Origin of the sequence: Comamonas jiangduensis (assembly GCF_030162955.1) — a bacterium.
Taxonomy (GTDB): Bacteria; Pseudomonadota; Gammaproteobacteria; order Burkholderiales; family Burkholderiaceae_C; genus Comamonas; species Comamonas jiangduensis.
Window position 1 is genome coordinate 191,767 of the sequence record NZ_JARXOV010000004.1, and the last position, 18,594, is coordinate 210,360.

The 18,594-nt window shown below is 58.2% G+C and carries 26 protein-coding genes; 20 read left to right on the top strand and 6 right to left on the bottom strand.

The features are described from left to right. Positions 1-8 precede the first annotated feature (8 nt). From rplV to QEP12_RS05180, 6 genes are all read left to right on the top strand, one after another. On the top strand, positions 9-341 hold the full coding sequence (gene rplV / locus QEP12_RS05155; RefSeq protein WP_042418925.1) for a 50S ribosomal protein L22: 333 nt from the start codon (positions 9-11) through the stop codon (positions 339-341). A gap of 16 nt (positions 342-357) precedes the next feature. Beyond that, positions 358-1,218, top strand: a complete 861-nt coding sequence (rpsC, locus tag QEP12_RS05160) for a 30S ribosomal protein S3 (RefSeq protein WP_219163516.1) — start codon at positions 358-360, stop codon at positions 1,216-1,218. Between the two features lie 2 nt (positions 1,219-1,220). After that, on the top strand, positions 1,221-1,637 hold the full coding sequence (rplP, locus tag QEP12_RS05165; RefSeq protein ID WP_042418921.1) for a 50S ribosomal protein L16: 417 nt from the start codon (positions 1,221-1,223) through the stop codon (positions 1,635-1,637). An 11-nt stretch (positions 1,638-1,648) separates the two neighbouring features. Beyond that, complete coding sequence (gene rpmC, locus QEP12_RS05170) at positions 1,649-1,846, top strand: 50S ribosomal protein L29 (RefSeq protein WP_174862197.1); 198 nt, start codon at positions 1,649-1,651, stop codon at positions 1,844-1,846. A gap of 9 nt (positions 1,847-1,855) precedes the next feature. Continuing rightward, the gene (rpsQ, locus tag QEP12_RS05175; protein ID WP_174862198.1) at positions 1,856-2,125 is read left to right on the top strand and encodes a 30S ribosomal protein S17; all 270 of its coding nucleotides are present in this window, start codon (positions 1,856-1,858) and stop codon (positions 2,123-2,125) included. Positions 2,126-2,259: 134 nt separating this feature from the next. Further along, the gene (locus QEP12_RS05180) at positions 2,260-2,766 is read left to right on the top strand and encodes a peroxiredoxin (protein ID WP_174862199.1); all 507 of its coding nucleotides are present in this window, start codon (positions 2,260-2,262) and stop codon (positions 2,764-2,766) included. 64 nt (positions 2,767-2,830) lie between these two features. Here the strand turns inward: QEP12_RS05180 and QEP12_RS05185 are convergent, their stop codons facing one another. Continuing rightward, positions 2,831-3,274: a GNAT family N-acetyltransferase gene (locus QEP12_RS05185; RefSeq protein ID WP_174862207.1), complete on the bottom strand. Its 444-nt coding sequence runs from the start codon at positions 3,272-3,274 to the stop codon at positions 2,831-2,833. A gap of 123 nt (positions 3,275-3,397) precedes the next feature. Continuing rightward, complete coding sequence (locus QEP12_RS05190) at positions 3,398-4,084, bottom strand: cytochrome b/b6 domain-containing protein (protein WP_174862200.1); 687 nt, start codon at positions 4,082-4,084, stop codon at positions 3,398-3,400. Between the two features lie 150 nt (positions 4,085-4,234). Between QEP12_RS05190 and QEP12_RS05195 the strand changes: the two genes are divergently transcribed. Beyond that, positions 4,235-4,696: a c-type cytochrome gene (locus tag QEP12_RS05195; RefSeq protein WP_174862201.1), complete on the top strand. Its 462-nt coding sequence runs from the start codon at positions 4,235-4,237 to the stop codon at positions 4,694-4,696. Between the two features lie 160 nt (positions 4,697-4,856). Here the strand turns inward: QEP12_RS05195 and QEP12_RS05200 are convergent, their stop codons facing one another. Next, positions 4,857-5,360, bottom strand: a complete 504-nt coding sequence (locus QEP12_RS05200) for a TlpA disulfide reductase family protein (protein ID WP_219163520.1) — start codon at positions 5,358-5,360, stop codon at positions 4,857-4,859. Positions 5,361-5,499: 139 nt separating this feature from the next. On the opposite strand from QEP12_RS05200, the gene QEP12_RS05205 reads away from it, so the two are divergent. From QEP12_RS05205 to ptsP, 4 genes are all read left to right on the top strand, one after another. Then, positions 5,500-6,072: a hypothetical protein gene (locus tag QEP12_RS05205; RefSeq protein WP_174862202.1), complete on the top strand. Its 573-nt coding sequence runs from the start codon at positions 5,500-5,502 to the stop codon at positions 6,070-6,072. 93 nt (positions 6,073-6,165) lie between these two features. Continuing rightward, entirely contained in the window at positions 6,166-6,627 is a 462-nt protein-coding gene (locus QEP12_RS05210; protein ID WP_284213570.1) for a PTS sugar transporter subunit IIA, read from the top strand. Further along, positions 6,596-6,865 (top strand): HPr family phosphocarrier protein, encoded by a 270-nt coding sequence (locus tag QEP12_RS05215; protein ID WP_284213571.1) that lies wholly within the window; start codon positions 6,596-6,598, stop codon positions 6,863-6,865. Before QEP12_RS05210 ends, QEP12_RS05215 begins: the two co-directional genes overlap by 32 nt. 89 nt (positions 6,866-6,954) lie before the next feature. Further along, positions 6,955-8,712 (top strand): phosphoenolpyruvate--protein phosphotransferase, encoded by a 1,758-nt coding sequence (gene ptsP / locus QEP12_RS05220; protein WP_284213572.1) that lies wholly within the window; start codon positions 6,955-6,957, stop codon positions 8,710-8,712. A gap of 393 nt (positions 8,713-9,105) precedes the next feature. On the opposite strand, the gene lipA is transcribed toward ptsP, so the two are convergent. From lipA to QEP12_RS05235, 3 genes are all read right to left on the bottom strand, one after another. After that, positions 9,106-10,086 carry a lipoyl synthase gene (gene lipA, locus QEP12_RS05225; protein WP_284213573.1) on the bottom strand — a complete coding sequence of 327 codons (981 nt, stop codon included), beginning with the start codon at positions 10,084-10,086 and terminating at the stop codon, positions 9,106-9,108. Between the two features lie 11 nt (positions 10,087-10,097). Continuing rightward, complete coding sequence (gene lipB / locus QEP12_RS05230; RefSeq protein ID WP_257469268.1) at positions 10,098-10,739, bottom strand: lipoyl(octanoyl) transferase LipB; 642 nt, start codon at positions 10,737-10,739, stop codon at positions 10,098-10,100. 71 nt (positions 10,740-10,810) lie between these two features. Then, positions 10,811-11,101 (bottom strand): YbeD family protein, encoded by a 291-nt coding sequence (locus QEP12_RS05235; protein WP_284213575.1) that lies wholly within the window; start codon positions 11,099-11,101, stop codon positions 10,811-10,813. A 285-nt stretch (positions 11,102-11,386) separates the two neighbouring features. Here QEP12_RS05235 and QEP12_RS05240 point away from each other — a divergent pair, with 285 nt between their 5' ends. The 9 genes from QEP12_RS05240 to QEP12_RS05280 all read left to right on the top strand — a co-directional run bounded on the left by QEP12_RS05240 (position 11,387) and on the right by QEP12_RS05280 (position 18,524). Next, entirely contained in the window at positions 11,387-11,863 is a 477-nt protein-coding gene (locus QEP12_RS05240) for an ATP synthase subunit I (RefSeq protein WP_284213576.1), read from the top strand. A 20-nt stretch (positions 11,864-11,883) separates the two neighbouring features. Continuing rightward, complete coding sequence (atpB, locus tag QEP12_RS05245; protein ID WP_219163528.1) at positions 11,884-12,747, top strand: F0F1 ATP synthase subunit A; 864 nt, start codon at positions 11,884-11,886, stop codon at positions 12,745-12,747. Positions 12,748-12,793: 46 nt separating this feature from the next. Further along, positions 12,794-13,042: a F0F1 ATP synthase subunit C gene (gene atpE / locus QEP12_RS05250; protein WP_011803767.1), complete on the top strand. Its 249-nt coding sequence runs from the start codon at positions 12,794-12,796 to the stop codon at positions 13,040-13,042. A 35-nt stretch (positions 13,043-13,077) separates the two neighbouring features. Then, positions 13,078-13,548: a F0F1 ATP synthase subunit B gene (locus QEP12_RS05255; protein ID WP_219163529.1), complete on the top strand. Its 471-nt coding sequence runs from the start codon at positions 13,078-13,080 to the stop codon at positions 13,546-13,548. 10 nt (positions 13,549-13,558) lie between these two features. Then, positions 13,559-14,095: a F0F1 ATP synthase subunit delta gene (locus QEP12_RS05260; protein WP_174862211.1), complete on the top strand. Its 537-nt coding sequence runs from the start codon at positions 13,559-13,561 to the stop codon at positions 14,093-14,095. Between the two features lie 44 nt (positions 14,096-14,139). After that, positions 14,140-15,699 carry a F0F1 ATP synthase subunit alpha gene (gene atpA / locus QEP12_RS05265; protein ID WP_219163530.1) on the top strand — a complete coding sequence of 520 codons (1,560 nt, stop codon included), beginning with the start codon at positions 14,140-14,142 and terminating at the stop codon, positions 15,697-15,699. A gap of 18 nt (positions 15,700-15,717) precedes the next feature. Next, positions 15,718-16,587: a F0F1 ATP synthase subunit gamma gene (gene atpG / locus QEP12_RS05270; RefSeq protein ID WP_219163531.1), complete on the top strand. Its 870-nt coding sequence runs from the start codon at positions 15,718-15,720 to the stop codon at positions 16,585-16,587. 34 nt (positions 16,588-16,621) lie between these two features. Next, positions 16,622-18,031 (top strand): F0F1 ATP synthase subunit beta, encoded by a 1,410-nt coding sequence (atpD, locus tag QEP12_RS05275; protein ID WP_219163532.1) that lies wholly within the window; start codon positions 16,622-16,624, stop codon positions 18,029-18,031. Between the two features lie 76 nt (positions 18,032-18,107). Beyond that, positions 18,108-18,524 carry a F0F1 ATP synthase subunit epsilon gene (locus QEP12_RS05280; protein ID WP_219163533.1) on the top strand — a complete coding sequence of 139 codons (417 nt, stop codon included), beginning with the start codon at positions 18,108-18,110 and terminating at the stop codon, positions 18,522-18,524. The last annotated feature ends 70 nt before the right edge of the window (positions 18,525-18,594 follow it).

The window sequence follows — 18,594 nt, forward strand, 5'->3', positions numbered from 1 at the left end:
GAACGACCATGTCTGAAACACGTGCAGTCCTCCGTGGCGTCCGCTTGTCGGTTGACAAGGGTCGCCTCGTCGCGGATCTGATCCGCGGCAAGAAGGTGGATCAAGCTCTGAACATCTTGACTTTCACGCAGAAAAAAGCTGCTGTGATCGTGAAGAAGGTTCTGGAATCCGCTATCGCTAACGCTGAGCACAATGACGGCGCCGATATCGATGAATTGAAGGTTAAGACCATCTACGTCGAGCAAGGCACTACGCTCAAGCGCTTCACAGCGCGCGCAAAGGGTCGCGGCAATCGCATCAGCAAGCCCACATGTCACATCTACGTGACAGTTGGTAACTGAGGCCTAAAGGAAGAATATGGGACAGAAAATCCATCCTACCGGCTTCCGCCTTGCTGTAAGCCGTAACTGGGCTAGCCGTTGGTACGCTAGCAACCGTGACTTCGCCGGCATGCTGGCCGAAGACATCAAGGTTCGCGAGTACCTGAAGGCTAAGTTGAAGAACGCTGCTGTGGCACGCGTTGTGATCGAGCGTCCTGCAAAGAACGCCCGCATCACGATCTTCTCGGCACGTCCTGGTGTTGTGATTGGCAAGAAGGGCGAAGACATTGAGGCCTTGAAGAAGGAACTCACTGCTCGTCTGGGCGTGCCAGTTGCTGTGAACATCGAAGAAGTGCGCAAGCCTGAAATTGATGCCAAGCTGATCGCCGACTCCATCTGCCAGCAGTTGGAAAAGCGCATCATGTTCCGTCGCGCTATGAAGCGCGCGATGCAGAACGCCATGCGTCTGGGTGCCCAAGGTATCAAGATCATGTCGTCCGGTCGTCTGAACGGTATCGAAATCGCCCGTACTGAGTGGTACCGCGAAGGCCGCGTGCCATTGCACACTCTGCGCGCTGACATCGACTACGGCTTCTCTGAAGCGCAGACCACTTACGGCATCATCGGCGTGAAGGTGTGGGTTTACAAGGGTGATACCTTGGGCCGCAACGACCTGCCCGCCGTAGAAACTCCCCGTCCTGACGACGAGCGTCGTCCACGTGGCCCCCGCCGCGATGGCCGTCGTGACGGTGCAGGTCGTGGTGCCCGCCGCCCCACAGGCGGTAACGCAGCTCCTGTAGACGGCAGCGACAAGCCTGCTGGCGCTGGTGCTGACTCCGTTAAGCGCGTTCGCAAGACTGACGCGCCCGCTACAGCAGCGGACGGTAAAGGAGAATAAACATGCTGCAACCTGCACGCCGCAAGTTCCGTAAGGAACACAAAGGCCGCAACACCGGTATCGCTACCCGTGGCAACGCTGTTGCTTTCGGCGATTTCGGTCTGAAGTCTACCGACCGTGGTCGTCTGACAGCCCGTCAGATCGAAGCCGCACGTCGTGCGATTTCGCGTCACGTTAAGCGTGGCGGCCGTATCTGGATTCGTGTGTTCCCCGACAAGCCTATTTCCACTAAGCCTGCTGAAGTGCGTATGGGTAACGGCAAGGGTAACCCCGAGTACTACGTGGCCGAAATCCAGCCCGGCAAGATCATCTACGAAATCGTGGGTGTTCCTGAAGAGCTGGCACGCCAAGCGTTCCGTCTGGCCGCTGCAAAGCTGCCTCTGCGTACGACATTCGTGTCGCGTCACATTGGTGAATAAGGAGAATCAACATGACTAAAGCTGCTGAACTCCGCCAAAAAGACGTCGCCGCTGTGGAAGCTGAAGTGAAGTCCTTGCAAAAGGCTCACTTCGGTCTGCGTATGCAAAAAGCCACGCAACAACTGGGCAACACTGCGACATTGAAGGCTACTCGCCGCGATATCGCTCGTGCCAAGACCATCCTTGCTGAAAAGCAAGCCGCCAAGTAAGGAGCCGACATGACGGAAGCTAAAACATCCCTCAAGCGCACCTTGATTGGCAAGGTGGTGAGCGACAAGCGCGCAAAGACTGTGACTGTGTTGGTGGAGCGTCGCGTGATGCACCCCATCTACGGCAAGATCATGATCAAGTCGAGCAAGTACCATGCACACGACGAGCAAGGTGAATTCAAGATGGGTGACACCATCGAAATCACCGAGAGCCGTCCTCTGTCCAAGACCAAGAACTGGGTTGCAACCCGCTTGGTGCAAAAGGCTGCACTGGTTTAAGCGTTCAACCGCTTTGACTGCATAGTCTTGAAAAGCGACCCACAATGTGGGTCGCTTTTTTGTTTTCAGGCTCGACATATCGTGTGCGCAGCCAGTGAACACCCAAGCGATTCAAACCACATTGGAGGACACTCATGATTAAAGTTGGAGATGCACTGCCCGCAGTGAAGTTGATGGAATACGTGGAAGTGGAGGGCAATGGCTGCAGCATTGGCCCCAACCCCGTAGAGCTGCCTGCTGCGTTAGCTGGCAAAACCATCGCGTTGTTTGCGGTGCCTGGTGCATTTACCCCCACTTGCTCGGTCAGCCACCTGCCTGGTTACATCCAGCAGGCTGATGCTTTCAAGGCCGCGGGCGTGGACGAGATCTGGTGCGTGGCGGTCAATGACGCCTTTGTGATGGGCGCTTGGGGCCGTGAACAAAAGGCTGGCGGCAAGGTGCGTATGATTGCCGATGGCGATGCAGCGCTGGCCAAGGCTTTGGGCCTGACGCTGGATCTGAATGGCAAGGGTCTGGGTCTGCGCAGCAATCGCTACTCCATGCTGATCAAGGATGGCAAGGTGGTGACGCTGAACGTGGAAGGTCCGGGCAAGTTTGAAGTCTCGGATGCGGCTACTTTGCTGGCGCAAGCCAAGGCCTGATCTTCGGGTGTTCTGTACAAAAAAGCGCTGCCAAGGCAGCGCTTTTTTCATGGCTGCACAAAGCTCAGTAAATATCAGCCTTGAGGTAGTGGGCCCCGGGAATGGGGTTGTGATAGTAGGGCTCGATGCTCTGAAAACCCAAATCTGCGTAGAGATTGCGCGCAGCTTCCATATCGTCCAGTGTGTCCAGCAGGACGCTGGTATAACCTGCTTGGCGCGCCGCATCGAGAATGGTTTCGGCCAGTTGGCGCCCCAAGCCAAAGCCGCGAAAGGCGGGGCGCACATACAGGCGCTTCATCTCTGCGGCGTTGGGGATGTCTGCGTTATCAAGTGGCCGTAGCGCGCAGCAGCCAGCGAGTGCGCCGTCGACATAGGCCAGAAGCAAGGCGCCGCGCGGGGCAGCGTAGTCGCCAGGGAGCTGGGCCAGTTCGTTGTCAAAGTTCTGAAAGGCCAAGTCAAGCCCCAAACTGTCTGCGTATTCGCGAAACAGTTGGGCGGCGATGGCCATGTCTTGGGCGGAGGTGGCGACATCAATTGCCACACAATGCGGATCCACAGTCAAAACAAGTGTGCTCAAGCAAAGAAGAACAAGCCCTCAGTGTAGCCCCGCAAGGGCATCAGGTGCATAGGGTTAGAACGATGTCGCCCGCGTCCATACCCAATAAGCCATGACGGCACATGCGGCGGCAAAGAATGCAGCGGGCAGCACGGCACCCCAGCCATCGCGGCTGGCAGGGAGGTCTTGGGGGAGGTCGGGTTTGTCGCCGTGCAGCATGGCAGGCACCAGCTTTTCGCGTCGGAACACGCTGTAGCCCACGATGGCGGCGATGTGCAGCCCCACAATCGCATACACCAGCCACTGCCCCCAGCTTTTGTGCCAGCTGGTGGCCCAGGCAATGGTGTCGCCTGACACAAAGCGCACCAGCGAACCCGCAAAAGCGATTTCATCATCGCTCACCAGTCCTGTACCTACCTGCCCAGCCAAGATGAGGAGCATGGCAATCACCGACAGGGCGCCCAAGGGGTTGTGGCCCGCTTTGTCTGCCGCAGTGCCTTGGCCTTGGAGGTAGCGCACCAAGCGTGTCGGGCTGGGGATGAAGGTGCTAAAGCGCGACCAGTAGCCCCCCGCAAAGCCCCAGACCACGCGAAAAAGCAGCAGCGCCAGCACCACGTGGCCCAAGCGCAAATGCCACTCCATGGCGTTGCCGCCCACCTTGGCGGTGACCACCAAGGCGATGATGCTTGCGGCAAGCAGCCAGTGGAACAAACGGGTCGGCAGGTCCCAGATACGCAGGCGAGGGGTGTGGGTGGTGCTCATAAGATGGTGAATGTACGTACAAGAGGTGATGGGTTGCTGCGGTGCATCAAAAAAAGGCAGAACGCTTGGGGAACCGGGTTCGCCCAGCGATACTCCCTACGGTCAGAGCAACTATGTCGCTCAGTTTTATAGCAAGAAAGGAAGTTCCCCATGCAAGTGAAAAGCCTCGCCACCGCAGTTTTGGCACTGTCTGCCGCGTTGGTCGGTGTCTCTGCTTCAGCCGATACGCTGAAGTTTGGCAAATCAGAAGATGCCGTCAAATACCGCCAAAGTTCGCTGTTCGTGATGAGCCAGCACTTTGGCAGCTTGGGCGCCATGGCCAATGGCCGCGCAGAATTTAACGCAGACTTGGCCAAACAAAATGGCGCAGTGCTGGAAACCATTGCTGCATTGCCTTGGCAAGCGTTTGGCGCGGGCACCGAAGGTGGCAAGACCAAGCCTGAGGCCTGGTCGCAAAAGGCCAAGTTTGATGAGCATGCCAACAAGTTTGTGGCAGAAGCCGGCAAGTTGGCCGCAGCGGCCAAGACCGGTGATTTGGCACAGCTGAAAGCCGCCTTTGGCCCTGCTGCGCAAACTTGCAAGGCCTGCCACGACGCTTTCCGTAACCGCTAAGCACCGCCCGCAGGGCACAGTCCCTGGGTTTGTCAGTCAAAAAGAGAGCTGATAGCGCTTGATTTTGCTGGGTTTCAAAGCATTAATGCGTTGAAACCATTGCAAGGTATGCGCTGGCAGCTCTCTTTTTTATGACGATGGCGCTTGGCTGGGTACAGGCCTAGGTTTGCGCCAGCAGTTTTTCAATCAACTGGTGCAGCTCCTCAAAGTTGGGTGCGCCAATATAGGTTTTGACGATCTCGCCGCGCTTGTTGACGATGTAGGTGGTGGGGGTCAGCTTCACATCGCCCCAGGCTTTGGCAATGTTGCCGGTGTTGTCCAGCGCGACGTTGAATGGTAGCTGGCGCGACTGGGCAAAGTTCACCACGTAGCTGGGTGGGTCGTACTGCATGGCCACGGCCAGGGTGTCGTAACCCTTGTCTTTGTATTTGTTGTGGGTGGCAATGATGTCGGGCATTTCCGCCACGCAGGTGACGCAGCTGGTGGCCCAGAAGTTCACCAGGGTGACTTTGCCCTGCAGATCTTGGGTGCTTTTGCTGGAGCCGTCGAGCAGCACAAAATGAGAAGACGGTGCCGCCTGCGCACCCTCGCCCACGTAGACATAGGCGCCTAAGCCCGCGAATGCTGCAAGCGCAACGCCTGCCACGATGTGTTTGATTGCCATAGCTTGCTATTTTGCCAAGTTTGCCAAGTTGCGAAGCACAGCGCTGGGCCAAGCCCACGCGGCGTGTAGTTCTCTAGGAGTGAGCGGATCGGTAAAAGTTCGCTATCCAGTTTGGTGCAGCGCTGCCGATAATGCAGCTATGAGCAAGATTCAAACCCTGATGCGTTACGCCGCGGCGGCTGCCACCGCGCTGGTGTTGTCCGCGTGTGGCAGCCAAGAGCCAGAGATGCCGTGGCAATCTGTGTCATGGGATGAGGCCGGGCTGGAAATGCGCTTCCCCTGTGCGCCAGAGTTTGCGCGCACACCGGTCGATTTTGGCATGGAGATTGGCAGTGTCCCCGTCAGCATGATGGGCTGTGATGCGGTGGACTCCACGTTCGCCATGTCGCAGTGGGTGTTGAATGATGCAGCGCAGGCCGACGATGCGCTGGCGTTTTGGGAAGTGGCGGTGCTCTCGCAGTTTGATGCAGTCGATGGCGATGGCGCCAAAAGCGGAGCGCAGTTTGTGCCCGCTGGTGCGATGGACTTGCCCCGCTCGATCCGCGCCACTGTGCAGGGCGTCGGGCGCGCAGGCTGGACGGTGACCACCCACGGTGTCTGGTTTGCCCGCCAAGAAGGCAACAAAGCGCGCATCTACCACGCGGTGATTTATGCGCCCAAGGCCTATCACCAGACGGCCAATACCTTCTTCAACAGCATTATCTTGAAATAACGCAATCAACCAGTGTGGCTGACTGCCATACAGGCTTATGCCCAGGGCTTGGGCCGTGCCGCCGCGCCATAATGGCTACGGAAAACAAAGCCCATGACCACAACCGCCAACCACATCCTGTTGATTGCCCACGCGCCCCTGGCGCATGCGCTGCGCGAATGCGCGTTGCACGTTTTTGCAGACTGTGGCGATGACGTCAGTGTGCTGGACGTTCCGCCCCATGAAAGCCCCGAAGCAACCCTGGCCGCTGCACAGACCTTGCTGGCGCACAGCGGCGCGGCACGCACGCTGGTGCTGGCCGATGTGTTTGGTGCAACGCCCAGCAATGTGGCGCACCGCTTGGTGGAAGGCACGCCCGCACGCTTGCTGGTTGGTGTCAATTTGCCCATGTTGCTGCGCGCCATTTGCTACCGGCATGAACCGTTGGAGCAGCAAACTGCGCGCGCCCTGGCAGGGGGGCAGCAAGGCATGCTGCAAGTCGGTGGTGGTGGGGCACCTCAAAACCAGAATTCCCGGAAAGAACATGGTCAAGACAGAGATCACCATCAGCAATAAATTGGGGCTGCACGCCCGCGCCTCGGCCAAGCTGACCAAGCTGGCGGGCAGCTTCCCGTGCGATGTGTTCATGAGCAAGGGCGAGCGCCGCATCAACGCCAAAAGCATCATGGGTGTGATGATGCTGGCAGCCGGCATGGGCTCGGTGGTGGAGCTGGAAACCGACGGCCCCCAGGAGCAAGAAGCCCTGGACGCGCTGGTTGCCTTGATCAACGACAAGTTTGGCGAAGGCCAGTAACACACGGCGGTGCAGCAGCGCTGTAGCTGGGCGCTGCCAGGGATGCCTCACTTTGCGCTGCTTGGCGCACAGTTGAAAAGGATCAGTGCATGACATTTGCCATCCATGGGTTGGCGGTTTCGCGGGGCATTGCCATTGGGCGTGCCGTGGTGGTGGCTTCCAGCCGCATGGAAGTGCGCCACTATTTCATCGAGTCCTCGCAAATCGAAGCAGAAATTGCGCGTGCGCGCACCGCTCGCAACGCGGTGGTGGATGAGCTGCAGCGGTTGATGAGCGACCTTCCGGGCGATGTGCCCGGCGAGCTGGCCGCACTGCTGGAAGTTCACCTCATGCTGCTGCAAGACGAGGTGCTGGCGGCCGGCGTGCGGCACTGGATTTCCGAGCGCCTGTACAACGCGGAATGGGCGTTGATGACGCAGCTGGAACAAATCTCGCGCCAGTTCGATGAAATGGAAGACCCCTACCTGCGCGAGCGCAAGGCCGACTTGGAGCAGGTGGCGGACCGTATCTTGCGCTACATGCGGGGCGCCCCGGCATGCCCGGTGGCGCAACCGCCGGAGCCCGCTGCTGATGCGGTGCAACCCGTGCTGGATGGCATGGCCGATGCCCCGCTGGTGCTGGTGGCGCAAGACCTGTCGCCGGCCGATATGTTGCAGTTCAAGCGCAGTGTGTTTGCTGGCTTTGTGACGGCGGTGGGGGGGAAAACCAGCCACACCGCCATCGTTGCGCGCAGCATGGACATTCCCGCTGTCGTCGGGGCGCGCGCTGCCAGCCAGCTCATTCGCCAAGATGACTGGATCATCATTGATGGCAATGCGGGCATTGTGCTGGTCGACCCGTCTCCCATCATCTTGGAGGAATACCGCTTTCGCCAACGGCAAGATGTGCTGGAGCGCGAGCGCTTGGCGCGCTTGCGCCACACCCCCTCGGTGACGCTGGACGGGCAGAAAGTTGAGTTGCTGGCCAATATTGAGCAGCCCAGCGATGCAGCCGCGGCCGTGCGCGCGGGGGCGGTGGGCGTGGGCTTGTTCCGCAGCGAATTTTTGTTCATGGGGCGCGAAGGCAAGTTGCCGGGCGAGGAAGAGCAATTCGAGGCCTACAAGGCCGCAGTGGATGGCATGCAAGGCTTGCCCGTCACCATTCGCACCATCGACGTGGGGGCTGACAAACCCCTGGACAAGGGCTTCAAAGAGACGTCACTCAACCCTGCGTTGGGGCTGCGTGCCATTCGCTGGAGCCTGGCGGAACCGGCCATGTTCCGCACCCAGTTGCGCGCTATTTTGCGGGCGGCGGCGTTTGGCAAAGTGCATTTGCTGTTTCCGATGGTCTCGCACCAGCATGAGGCGCACAGCATCGTGGCGCAAGTCAAACTGGCGCAGGCTGAGCTGGATGCGCGGGGCGCCGCCTACGGGGCGGTGCAGCTGGGGGCCATGATTGAAATTCCTGCGGCCGCCATCATGGTGCGCAGTCTGCTCAAGCACTTTGATTTCGTATCGATTGGCACCAACGACCTGATTCAGTACACGCTGGCGATTGACCGGGCGGACGAAGCGGTGGCGCACCTGTACGACCCGCTGCACCCGGCGGTGCTGGGCTTGGTGGCGCAAGTGATTGAAGCGGCCAATGACATGGGCAAGCAGGTGTGCGTCTGCGGCGAAATGGCGGGCGACACCAGCATGACGCGTTTGCTGCTGGGGTTGGGGCTGCGCAGCTTCTCCATGCACCCGGCGCAAATTCTGAGCGTGAAGCAAGAGGTGCTGCGCGCCGACACGCGCAAGCTGCAGCCGTGGGCGCAGGCCGTGCTGCAGGCGGATGTTCCCGCAGACGTGCTGGCAGCGGCGAGCTGACCGCGCAGCGAAAAAAGCCATTCGGGCAAACAAACTATTTGAGATTAATTCTCATTCAGTGTTATAGTTCGCAGCACTGAGTCTCGCAAACTTGCTCTGGTGGGGGAACTCCAAGGGACTGCAGTGGTTTATGTTTCATCGTGGGGCGACAAGCAAGCCTGTCCGGCTTGTGAGTCGTTTTTTGCCAGCCAGCGGTTTTCCCGGTTAGCCACGCATTTTTTGATGATGAAGCAATGGGTTTTGAAAAATGTGAGCTATCAGCGCTTGTGTGCATTAGCTTTCAATATCAAAACACTGTGAAATGAAGATTTCACCAGCGCAAGCAGCTATTAAAAAAGCAACCCTCGGGTTGCTTTTTTGTTGCCCGCTGTAGGACGGCGGCAGGGCTGCGTTTTACACGCCCGCGGCGTGGGCTTGCTGGTCGGCGTGGTAGCTGGAGCGCACCATGGCGCCGACGGCCGCGTGGCTAAAGCCCATTTTGTAGGCCTCTGCCTCGAACATCTTGAAGGTGTCGGGGTGCACGTAGCGGCGCACGGGCAGGTGGCTGTTGGTGGGCGCCAGGTACTGGCCAATCGTCAACATCTCGATGTCGTGGGCGCGCATGTCGCGCATCACTTCCAGAATTTCTTCGTCTGTCTCGCCCAGGCCCACCATCAGACCGCTCTTGGTCGGCACATTCGGGTGCAGGGCCTTGAACTTCTTGAGCAGGTTCAGCGAGAACTGGTAATCCGAACCCGGGCGCGCTTCCTTGTAAAGGCGCGGGATGGTTTCCAGGTTGTGGTTCATCACATCGGGCGGCGCAGCCTTCAGGATTTCCAGCGCGCGGTCATCGCGGCCGCGGAAGTCGGGCACCAGAATTTCGATCTGGGTGGTGGGCGACAGTGCGCGGGTTTGCTTGATGCACTCCACAAAGTGGCCCGAGCCACCATCGCGCAGGTCGTCGCGGTCCACGCTGGTAATCACCACGTACTTCAGGCGCAGGCGGGCGATGGTCTCGGCCAGCTTGCGCGGCTCATCCACGTCCAGCGGGTCGGGGCGGCCGTGGCCCACGTCGCAGAACGGGCAGCGGCGTGTGCACTTGTCGCCCATGATCATGAAGGTGGCCGTGCCCTTACCAAAGCATTCGCCAATGTTGGGGCAGCTGGCTTCTTCGCACACTGTATGCAGCTTCTGCTCGCGCAGGATGTCCTTAATCTCGTAGAAGCGTGTGGTGGGGCTGCCCGCCTTGACGCGGATCCACTCGGGCTTTTTGAGCACTTCGGCCTGCTCCACTTTCACGGGAATGCGCGAGAGCTTGGCAGCCGCTTTTTGCTTGGCCAGCGGGTTGTAGTTTTCGGCGGACTGCGCTTCGCGCACGACTTCGTTGCTGCTCATGGTGTGTTGTCTCAGGGCGCGAGGCGGGTGATCAGCTGGTTGCCAAACACTTGGGCCGCTTCGTTCCAGGTTGTCTGGACGCCGATTGTAGAAAGATCCACGGTCGCCATGCCGGCATACCCGCATGGGTTGATGCGGTGATAGGGGCTCAAGTCCATGGCCACATTCAGGGCCACGCCGTGGTAGGTGCAGTGACGACTTACTTTGATGCCCAGCGCTGCAATCTTGCCCAGCCCGGTGAAGTCAGGTTGCGGCGCCGCACTGCCGGGCGCGCGGTGCTGCGGGCGCTGCTCCAGTGCGGCATGGCTGCGCGGATCGTCCAGCCGCACATAAATACCGGGTGCGCCCGCCACGCGGTGGCCAGTCACGCCGTAGTGCGCCAAGGTGCGAATCACGGCCTCTTCCAGGCGGTAGACATACTCTTTGACGAAGTAGCCCAGGCGTTGCAAATCCAGCAGCGGGTAGGCCACCACTTGCCCGGGGCCGTGGTAGGTCACCTGGCCGCCGCGGTTGGTGGCAACCACGGGAATATCGCCCGCAACCAACACGTGCTCGGGTTTGCCCGCCAAGCCTTGGGTGAAGGTGGGGGGGTGTTCGCACAGCCACAGCGCGTCAGCCGTGCTGGCGTCGCGGTGGGCGGTGAATGTTTGCATGGCGATGTTGCAGGCCGCATAGTCCACGCGGCCCAGCAGGCGTGCATCCAGCGCGGGAAGGTGGTTGCCGCTCAAAGCACCACCTTGACCATGGGGTGGCTGGTCAAGGCGCGGTACAGGTCGTCGAGCTGTTCGCGGCTGGTGGCTGTGATGGTGATCGTCACGCCCAGGTATTTGCCGGTGCTGCTGGGGCGCAACTCAACCGTCGTCGCGTCAAAGAAAGGGTCAAATTCTTTGGCCAGCTTGGTGATGTTGTGCACCAGGTCATCCGCGTGCAGGCCCATCACTTTGATGGGAAACAGGCTGGGGTATTCAATCAGCGAGTCCTTGCGGGGATCGGTGCTAGCGGATGTATCAGACATGGTAATGATGCAGTTAAAAGCAAAGGTTTTTGCTTGGAGGAAGGGCCATTGTGCGCTATGGTTGCGCCGCTGGTCGTGTGGCTGGTTATGCCACTGCCTAGCGCGTGAAAGCTGCGTATTGCAAGCGTGCAAACCCGCATCTTGTGGGGATCTTCAGACACCTAAAGGTGGAATTGTCCGTGAAAACCCCCAAAGGATGTCAGAGGACGTAAGTGCAAAACGGGTTTCTACGTATAATCAGAGGCTTTGTAAAAATTCCGATTTGAGTTTTGGCTCGCTGAATACATGAACCATCAAGCCCCTGAATCGGAATTTGAGGACGAAGAGCCGCAAATCAAGCCCCTGACGCCTCAAGAGGCAGCAGCGTGGCGCAAACGGCAGCCCAAGATGTCCATGTGGCGCATTTTGGTGGTGCAGGTGCTGATGGGCGCCGTGGTTGCGCTGGTGGCGTGGTGGATAGCGGGTCGTGCCGCCGGATGGTCAGCCGCTTATGGTGCGCTGGCCATTGTGGTGCCTGCAGCGTTGTTTGCCCGAGGTGTGGCGCGCAATAGCGGTAGGGCGGCGAATGCACCGGGTGCGATCGCAAGGCTTTTTGCCTGGGAGTTTGTCAAGTTGGTGCTCTGCATTGCCATGCTGGCTGCAGCGCACTTCTTGGTGCCAAACCTGCATTGGCTGGCGTTGCTGGCGGGAATGGTTGTAACAATGAAAACGTACTGGTTGGTTCTGATTACAGGACGAGCCAGTGTCCGAAAAACCGATTGAATTGAGAGAAGAGTTCACCGATGGCAGCCGACGCGCACGCTCCAACCGCAAGTGAATACATTGTTCACCACTTGCAGCACCTGCAAAATATCAAGCAGAACTCCATCATCGACTTCTCGGTGGTGAACCTGGACTCCGTCGCCGTCAGCGTGATCTGCGGCGTGATCGGTTTGTTCGTGTTGTGGCTGGCCGCTCGTAAGGCGACTGCTGGTGTTCCTGGCCGCTTCCAAGCAGCTGTGGAGTTGCTGGTGGAGATGGTGGACAACCAGGCCAAGGCCAATATTCATAACGCAGAATCGCGCAAGTTCATCGCTCCTTTGGCGCTGACCGTGTTTGTCTGGATCTTCCTGATGAACGCCATGGACTTGCTGCCCGTGGACTTGCTGCCCATGCTGTGGCAGACCGCGCAGGGTGACTCGCACGCTTACTTGCGTGTTGTGCCCACCGCTGACCTGTCGACCACCTTGGGTTTGTCGACGGGCGTGCTGCTGCTGTGCTTCTACTACAGCGTCAAGATCAAGGGCGCTGGTGGCTGGGCCCATGAATTGGTCACAGCACCCTTCGGCACCTCCAAGAATCCTATCTTCGCCCTGATCTTGGGCGTAGTGAATCTGCTGATGCAGATCATTGAATATGTTGCCAAGACGGTTTCGCACGGTATGCGACTGTTCGGCAATATGTACGCTGGTGAGTTGGTGTTCTGCCTGATTGCCCTGATGGGTGGTGCGGCTGCCATGTCTCTCTCTGGTGTGTTGCTCCCTGTGGGGCACATCATTGCAGGCTCTATCTGGGCGATCTTCCACATTCTGATCATTACCCTGCAGGCCTTCATTTTCATGATGCTGACGCTGATTTACCTCGGCCAGGCGCATGAAGCCCACTGACCTTTCCCTTTCAACTTCAACTTTCCTTTAATCCCTAGGAGTCATCATGGAAAACATTCTCGGTCTCGTCGCTCTGGCTTGTGGTCTGATCGTTGGTTTGGGCGCTATCGGCGCTTCGATCGGTATCGCGCTGATGGGCGGTAAGTTCCTGGAATCCTCGGCTCGCCAGCCTGAGCTGATCAACGAACTGCAAACCAAGATGTTCATCTTGGCTGGTCTGATCGACGCTGCTTTCCTGATCGGTGTAGCTATCGCCCTGCTGTTCGCTTTCGCCAACCCCTTCGTACTGGCCTAAGCTCCGATCAACGCCCTAGAAAGAAAGGTGTTGCCGTGAGTATTAACGCGACCCTGTTCGTTCAGTGCATCGTCTTCCTGATCTTGGTGCTTTTCACGATGAAGTTCGTGTGGCCCCCGATTGCGAAGGCGTTGGATGAGCGAGCCCAGAAAATCGCCGATGGCCTCGCTGCTGCTGACAAGGCCAAGACCGAGCTGAGCGCTGCTAACAAGCGCGTCGAGCAGGAATTGGTTCAGACACGCAACGAGACAGCATCGCGGCTTGCGGACGCCGATCGCCGCGCCCAGGCCATCGTTGAAGAAGCCAAGGCCCGCGCGACAGAAGAAGGCAACAAAATTGTTGCTGCTGCCCGCGCCGAAGCTGAACAGCAAGCCATTGCTGCCCGTGAAGCCCTGCGTGAGCAAGTGGCTGCATTGGCTGTGAAGGGCGCTGAGCAAATCCTCCGCAAGGAAGTCAATGCTGGCGTTCATGCTGATCTGCTCAACCGCCTGAAGACAGAGCTGTAAGGAAAGCAAAATGGCAGAACTCGCCACCATTGCCCGCCCTTACGCTGAAGCATTGTTCAAAGCCAGCTCCAACGGAGCTGACTTGAATAGCACTGTCGCTTGGGTGGAGGAACTGGCGGCGATTGCCGCTGATCCGCAATTGCGTCAACTGGCCGATAACCCCAAGGTGACGGTCGAGCAAGTGCTCGATGTCATCACTGGTGTGGCCCGTTCGGCTTTGCCCGATGCCGCTCGCAATTTCCTGCGCGTCATCATTGAAAACGGTCGCCTGGACGCGCTGCCTGAAGTGGCTGTGCAGTTCCGCGGCATCGTAAACCGCCTCAATGGCTCGTCCGACGCTATCGTTTACAGCGCTTTCCCCGTAGAGGATGCTGCTCTGAACGACATCAGCGCTGCGCTGCAAAAGCGTTTCGGCCGCAAGCTGAATCTGTCCGTCAAGATCGATGCATCTTTGATTGGCGGTGTTCGTGTGGTGGTGGGCGACGAGGTGCTGGACACCTCCGTTAAGGCTCGTCTGGAACAAATGAAAGCGGCCCTCACTGCGTAAGCGGATTGAGGTCTCGGCTAACCAAAAGAAAGAAGGAAAGAGTCATGCAACTCAATCCCGCAGAAATTTCTGAACTGATTAAGAGCCGCATCGAAGGGCTGGAAGCTAGCGCCGATATCCGTAATCAAGGCACTGTGGTGTCTGTGACTGACGGTATCGTTCGCGTGCACGGCCTATCGGACGTGATGCAAGGCGAAATGTTGGAATTCCCCGCTTCGGCAGATGGCCAGCCTTCTTACGGCTTGGCGCTGAACCTGGAGCGTGATTCCGTCGGTGCAGTGATCTTGGGTGAGTACACCCACATTGCTGAAGGTGACACTGTGAAGTGCACCGGCCGTATCTTGGAAGTACCCGTTGGCCCCGAACTGATCGGCCGCGTGGTGAATGCACTGGGCCAGCCTATCGACGGCAAGGGTCCCATCAATGCCAAGATGACCGACGTGATCGAAAAGGTTGCGCCTGGTGTGATCGCACGTCAATCCGTGGATCAGCCTCTGCAAACCGGTATCAAGTCCATCGACTCCATGGTTCCCGTGGGCCGTGGTCAGCGCGAGCTGATCATTGGTGACCGCCAGACTGGTAAGACCGCTGTTGCGATCGACGCCATCATCAACCAAAAGGGTCAAGGCGTTACCTGTATCTACGTGGCGATTGGTCAAAAGGCCTCTTCCGTCAAGAACGTGGTACGTGCGCTGGAGCAAGCTGGTGCGATGGAATACACCATCGTGGTGGCTGCTACCGCTTCTGAATCTGCTGCCATGCAGTACGTGTCGGCCTACTCGGGTTGCACGATGGGCGAATACTTCCGTGACCGCGGTGAAGATGCGCTGATCGTGTATGACGATCTGTCCAAGCAAGCTGTGGCCTACCGTCAAGTTTCGCTGCTGCTGCGTCGCCCACCAGGACGTGAAGCGTTCCCTGGCGACGTGTTCTATCTCCACTCGCGTCTGCTCGAGCGTGCCGCGCGTGTGAACGCCGACTACGTCGAAGCCTTCACCAAGGGTGAAGTCAAGGGCAAGACAGGTTCCTTGACAGCGCTGCCCATCATCGAAACACAAGCTGGCGACGTGTCCGCTTTCGTTCCTACGAACGTGATTTCGATTACCGACGGCCAGATCTTCTTGGAAACCAACCTGTTTAACGCTGGTGTCCGTCCTGCGATCAACGCCGGTATCTCGGTGTCTCGCGTCGGTGGTGCTGCGCAGACCAAGGTGGTGAAGGGCCTGTCCGGCGGTATCCGTACCGACTTGGCACAGTACCGTGAACTGGCTGCTTTTGCACAGTTCGCTTCCGACCTGGACGATGCAACCCGCAAGCAACTGGACCGTGGCGCTCGTGTGACGGAATTGCTCAAGCAAGCCCAGTACTCGCCGCTGAACACTGCGCTGATGGCTGCTTCGCTGTTTGCCGTGAACAAGGGCTTCATGGACGATATCGAAGTCAAGCAAGTGCTGCCTTTCGAAGCTGGTCTGCACCAGTTCCTGAAGACCAGCCATGGTGCTTTGCTCGATCGTCTGAACGAAAAGCGTGCTTTCGATAAGGAAGGCAAGGACGAAGCTGAATTGAACGCCGCAGTGGCAGCGTTCAAGAAGTCCTTCGCTTAATCCGGACGAGGAGCCATCATGGCAGCAGGCAAGGAAATACGCGGCAAGATCAAATCGGTGGAAAACACCAAGAAGATCACCAAAGCCATGGAAATGGTGGCTGCATCCAAAATGCGCAAAGCGCAGGAACGGATGCTGGCTGCCCGTCCATATAGCGAAAAAGTCCGCAACATTGCAGCCCATCTTGGCGAAGCCAACCCCGAGTACGTGCATCCGTTCATGCAATTGCATGCGGATGCAAAGAAAGCCGGCGTCATCGTGGTGACGACCGACAAGGGGTTGTGCGGCGGCATGAACACCAACGTGTTGCGTGTCGTCACCAACAAGTTGCGTGAACTGCAAGATGCAGGCGTTTCGGCTGAGACCGTGGCCGTTGGCAGCAAGGGACTGGCGTTCCTGAACCGTATTGGTGCCAAGGTGGTCTCTCAAGCCACAGCACTGGGCGATCAGCCCCACCTTGAAAAGCTCATTGGGCCGGTCAAGGTGCTGTTGGACCAATACGCTGAAGGCAAGTTGAATGCGGTGTACCTGAGCTACACCAAATTCATCAACACCATGAAGCAAGAGTCGGTGGTGGAGCAACTGCTTCCATTGTCGAACGAGCAAATGCAAGCCGAAAAGACGGGTGCATCGTGGGAATACATCTACGAACCTGACGCACAAAGCGTGATCGATGATCTGCTGGTGCGTTACGTAGAGTCTCTCGTGTACCAGGCAGTTGCGGAAAACATGGCGTCCGAGCAATCGGCGCGCATGGTGGCCATGAAGGCCGCGACCGACAACGCGGGCAACGTCATCAGCGAGTTGAAGCTGGTCTACAACAAGACGCGTCAAGCAGCGATTACGACCGAGTTGTCGGAAATCGTGGCCGGCGCTGCCGCTGTGTAATCGGCTTTAACAGATATACAGATTGGAGCAAAGAATGGCTCAAGTACAAGGCAAGATTGTTCAATGTATCGGCGCTGTGGTGGACGTTGAGTTCCCTCGCGACCAGATGCCCAAGGTGTACGACGCCCTGAAGCTGGAAGGCTCGGCACTGACCCTGGAAGTGCAGCAGCAGCTGGGTGACGGCATCGTCCGTACCATTGCACTGGGCTCTTCCGACGGTCTGAAGCGTGGCCTGATGGTGACCAACACAGGTACCGGTATCACCGTGCCCGTGGGTAAGGCCACCCTGGGTCGCATTATGGACGTGCTGGGTAACCCCATCGACGAACGTGGCCCTGTGGACCAAACACACACCGCCGTTATCCACCGTAAGGCTCCTGCGTACGACGAACTGTCGCCTTCGCAAGAACTGCTGGAAACCGGTATCAAGGTGATCGACTTGGTCTGCCCCTTCGCCAAGGGCGGTAAGGTGGGTCTGTTCGGTGGTGCCGGTGTGGGCAAGACCGTGAACATGATGGAACTCATCAACAACATCGCCAAGGCCCACAGCGGTCTGTCGGTGTTCGCTGGTGTGGGTGAGCGTACCCGTGAAGGTAACGACTTCTATCACGAAATGTCGGATGCCGGCGTTGTGAACCAAGAGAACCTGGGCGAGTCCAAGGTAGCCATGGTTTACGGTCAGATGAACGAGCCTCCAGGAAACCGTCTGCGCGTTGCGTTGACTGGCCTGACTATGGCTGAGTCTTTCCGTGACGAAGGCAAGGACGTGCTGTTCTTCGTGGACAACATCTACCGTTACACACTGGCCGGTACCGAAGTGTCCGCGCTGCTGGGTCGTATGCCTTCCGCCGTGGGCTACCAGCCTACACTGGCCGAAGAAATGGGCCGTCTGCAAGAGCGTATTACATCGACCAAGGTGGGTTCGATCACTTCGATCCAGGCCGTGTACGTGCCTGCAGACGACTTGACTGACCCTTCGCCAGCAACTACGTTTGCTCACTTGGATTCGACCGTGGTGTTGTCGCGTGACATCGCTTCGCTGGGTATCTACCCTGCGGTGGATCCTTTGGACTCCACCAGCCGCCAGCTGGACCCCCAAGTGGTGGGCGAAGAACACTACAACGTAGCTCGCCAAGTGCAAGGTACGCTGCAGCGCTACAAGGAACTGCGTGACATCATCGCAATTCTGGGTATGGACGAACTGGCTCCCGAAGACAAGCTGACCGTAGCTCGTGCTCGTAAGATCCAGCGTTTCCTGTCGCAGCCTTTCCACGTGGCGGAAGTGTTTACCGGCGCGCCTGGTAAGTACGTGCCTCTGGCAGAAACCATCCGTGGTTTCAAGATGATCTGCGCCGGTGAGTGCGATCACCTGCCCGAACAGGCTTTCTACATGGTCGGTACCATCGACGAAGCCTTCGAAAAGGCCAAGAAGCTGGCTGCTTAATTTGCCGTGACAACCGAGGTGCAAGCCTCGGTTTTTCAAGCAAACAAGCCCAGTCCCACCTTTTCTAGGAGCAAAGATGAACACTATCCATGTTGATGTGGTCAGCGCCGAAGAATCCCTCTTCTCGGGTGCCGCACGCTTTGTTGCGCTGCCCGGTGAAGCAGGCGAGCTGGGTATTTTGCCCAAGCACACTCCGCTGATCTCTCGCATCAAACCCGGTTCCGTGCGCATCGAATTGCCCGATGGCAGCGAAGAGTTCATCTTCGTCGCCGGTGGCATTTTGGAAGTGCAACCCAACTGCGTGACCGTGCTGTCCGACACCGCGATCCGCGGCAAGGATTTGGACGAGCACAAAGCCCAGCAAGCCAAGGCGGCTGCGGAGCAGGCTTTGAAGAACGCCAGCAATGACGTTGATCTGGCCAAGGCCCAGTCCGAGCTGGCCGTGCTGGCTGCCCAAATGGCGGCTCTGCGCAAGTACAGCGGCAAGCGCTGATCGGTCTACCGATAAAAAAGCCACCTTCGGGTGGTTTTTTTATGCCCGCTATAAAAATCAAAGCTATTGG

Coding starts and splice junctions, on each gene's coding strand:
- QEP12_RS05240 (WP_284213576.1), top strand. CDS start 11,387: ATGAACCATCAAGCCCCTGAATCGGAATTTGAGGACGAAGAGCCGCAA.
- QEP12_RS05235 (WP_284213575.1), bottom strand. CDS start 11,101: ATGTCTGATACATCCGCTAGCACCGATCCCCGCAAGGACTCGCTGATT.
- atpD (WP_219163532.1), top strand. CDS start 16,622: ATGGCTCAAGTACAAGGCAAGATTGTTCAATGTATCGGCGCTGTGGTG.
- QEP12_RS05190 (WP_174862200.1), bottom strand. CDS start 4,084: ATGAGCACCACCCACACCCCTCGCCTGCGTATCTGGGACCTGCCGACC.
- rpsQ (WP_174862198.1), top strand. CDS start 1,856: ATGACGGAAGCTAAAACATCCCTCAAGCGCACCTTGATTGGCAAGGTG.
- QEP12_RS05205 (WP_174862202.1), top strand. CDS start 5,500: ATGAGCAAGATTCAAACCCTGATGCGTTACGCCGCGGCGGCTGCCACC.
- atpA (WP_219163530.1), top strand. CDS start 14,140: ATGCAACTCAATCCCGCAGAAATTTCTGAACTGATTAAGAGCCGCATC.
- atpG (WP_219163531.1), top strand. CDS start 15,718: ATGGCAGCAGGCAAGGAAATACGCGGCAAGATCAAATCGGTGGAAAAC.
- QEP12_RS05200 (WP_219163520.1), bottom strand. CDS start 5,360: ATGGCAATCAAACACATCGTGGCAGGCGTTGCGCTTGCAGCATTCGCG.
- atpE (WP_011803767.1), top strand. CDS start 12,794: ATGGAAAACATTCTCGGTCTCGTCGCTCTGGCTTGTGGTCTGATCGTT.
- rpmC (WP_174862197.1), top strand. CDS start 1,649: ATGACTAAAGCTGCTGAACTCCGCCAAAAAGACGTCGCCGCTGTGGAA.
- atpB (WP_219163528.1), top strand. CDS start 11,884: ATGGCAGCCGACGCGCACGCTCCAACCGCAAGTGAATACATTGTTCAC.
- QEP12_RS05215 (WP_284213571.1), top strand. CDS start 6,596: ATGGTCAAGACAGAGATCACCATCAGCAATAAATTGGGGCTGCACGCC.
- rplV (WP_042418925.1), top strand. CDS start 9: ATGTCTGAAACACGTGCAGTCCTCCGTGGCGTCCGCTTGTCGGTTGAC.
- rpsC (WP_219163516.1), top strand. CDS start 358: ATGGGACAGAAAATCCATCCTACCGGCTTCCGCCTTGCTGTAAGCCGT.
- QEP12_RS05185 (WP_174862207.1), bottom strand. CDS start 3,274: ATGGCCATCGCCGCCCAACTGTTTCGCGAATACGCAGACAGTTTGGGG.
- QEP12_RS05195 (WP_174862201.1), top strand. CDS start 4,235: ATGCAAGTGAAAAGCCTCGCCACCGCAGTTTTGGCACTGTCTGCCGCG.
- QEP12_RS05260 (WP_174862211.1), top strand. CDS start 13,559: ATGGCAGAACTCGCCACCATTGCCCGCCCTTACGCTGAAGCATTGTTC.
- QEP12_RS05210 (WP_284213570.1), top strand. CDS start 6,166: ATGACCACAACCGCCAACCACATCCTGTTGATTGCCCACGCGCCCCTG.
- QEP12_RS05180 (WP_174862199.1), top strand. CDS start 2,260: ATGATTAAAGTTGGAGATGCACTGCCCGCAGTGAAGTTGATGGAATAC.
- rplP (WP_042418921.1), top strand. CDS start 1,221: ATGCTGCAACCTGCACGCCGCAAGTTCCGTAAGGAACACAAAGGCCGC.
- lipA (WP_284213573.1), bottom strand. CDS start 10,086: ATGAGCAGCAACGAAGTCGTGCGCGAAGCGCAGTCCGCCGAAAACTAC.
- lipB (WP_257469268.1), bottom strand. CDS start 10,739: ATGCAAACATTCACCGCCCACCGCGACGCCAGCACGGCTGACGCGCTG.
- QEP12_RS05280 (WP_219163533.1), top strand. CDS start 18,108: ATGAACACTATCCATGTTGATGTGGTCAGCGCCGAAGAATCCCTCTTC.
- ptsP (WP_284213572.1), top strand. CDS start 6,955: ATGACATTTGCCATCCATGGGTTGGCGGTTTCGCGGGGCATTGCCATT.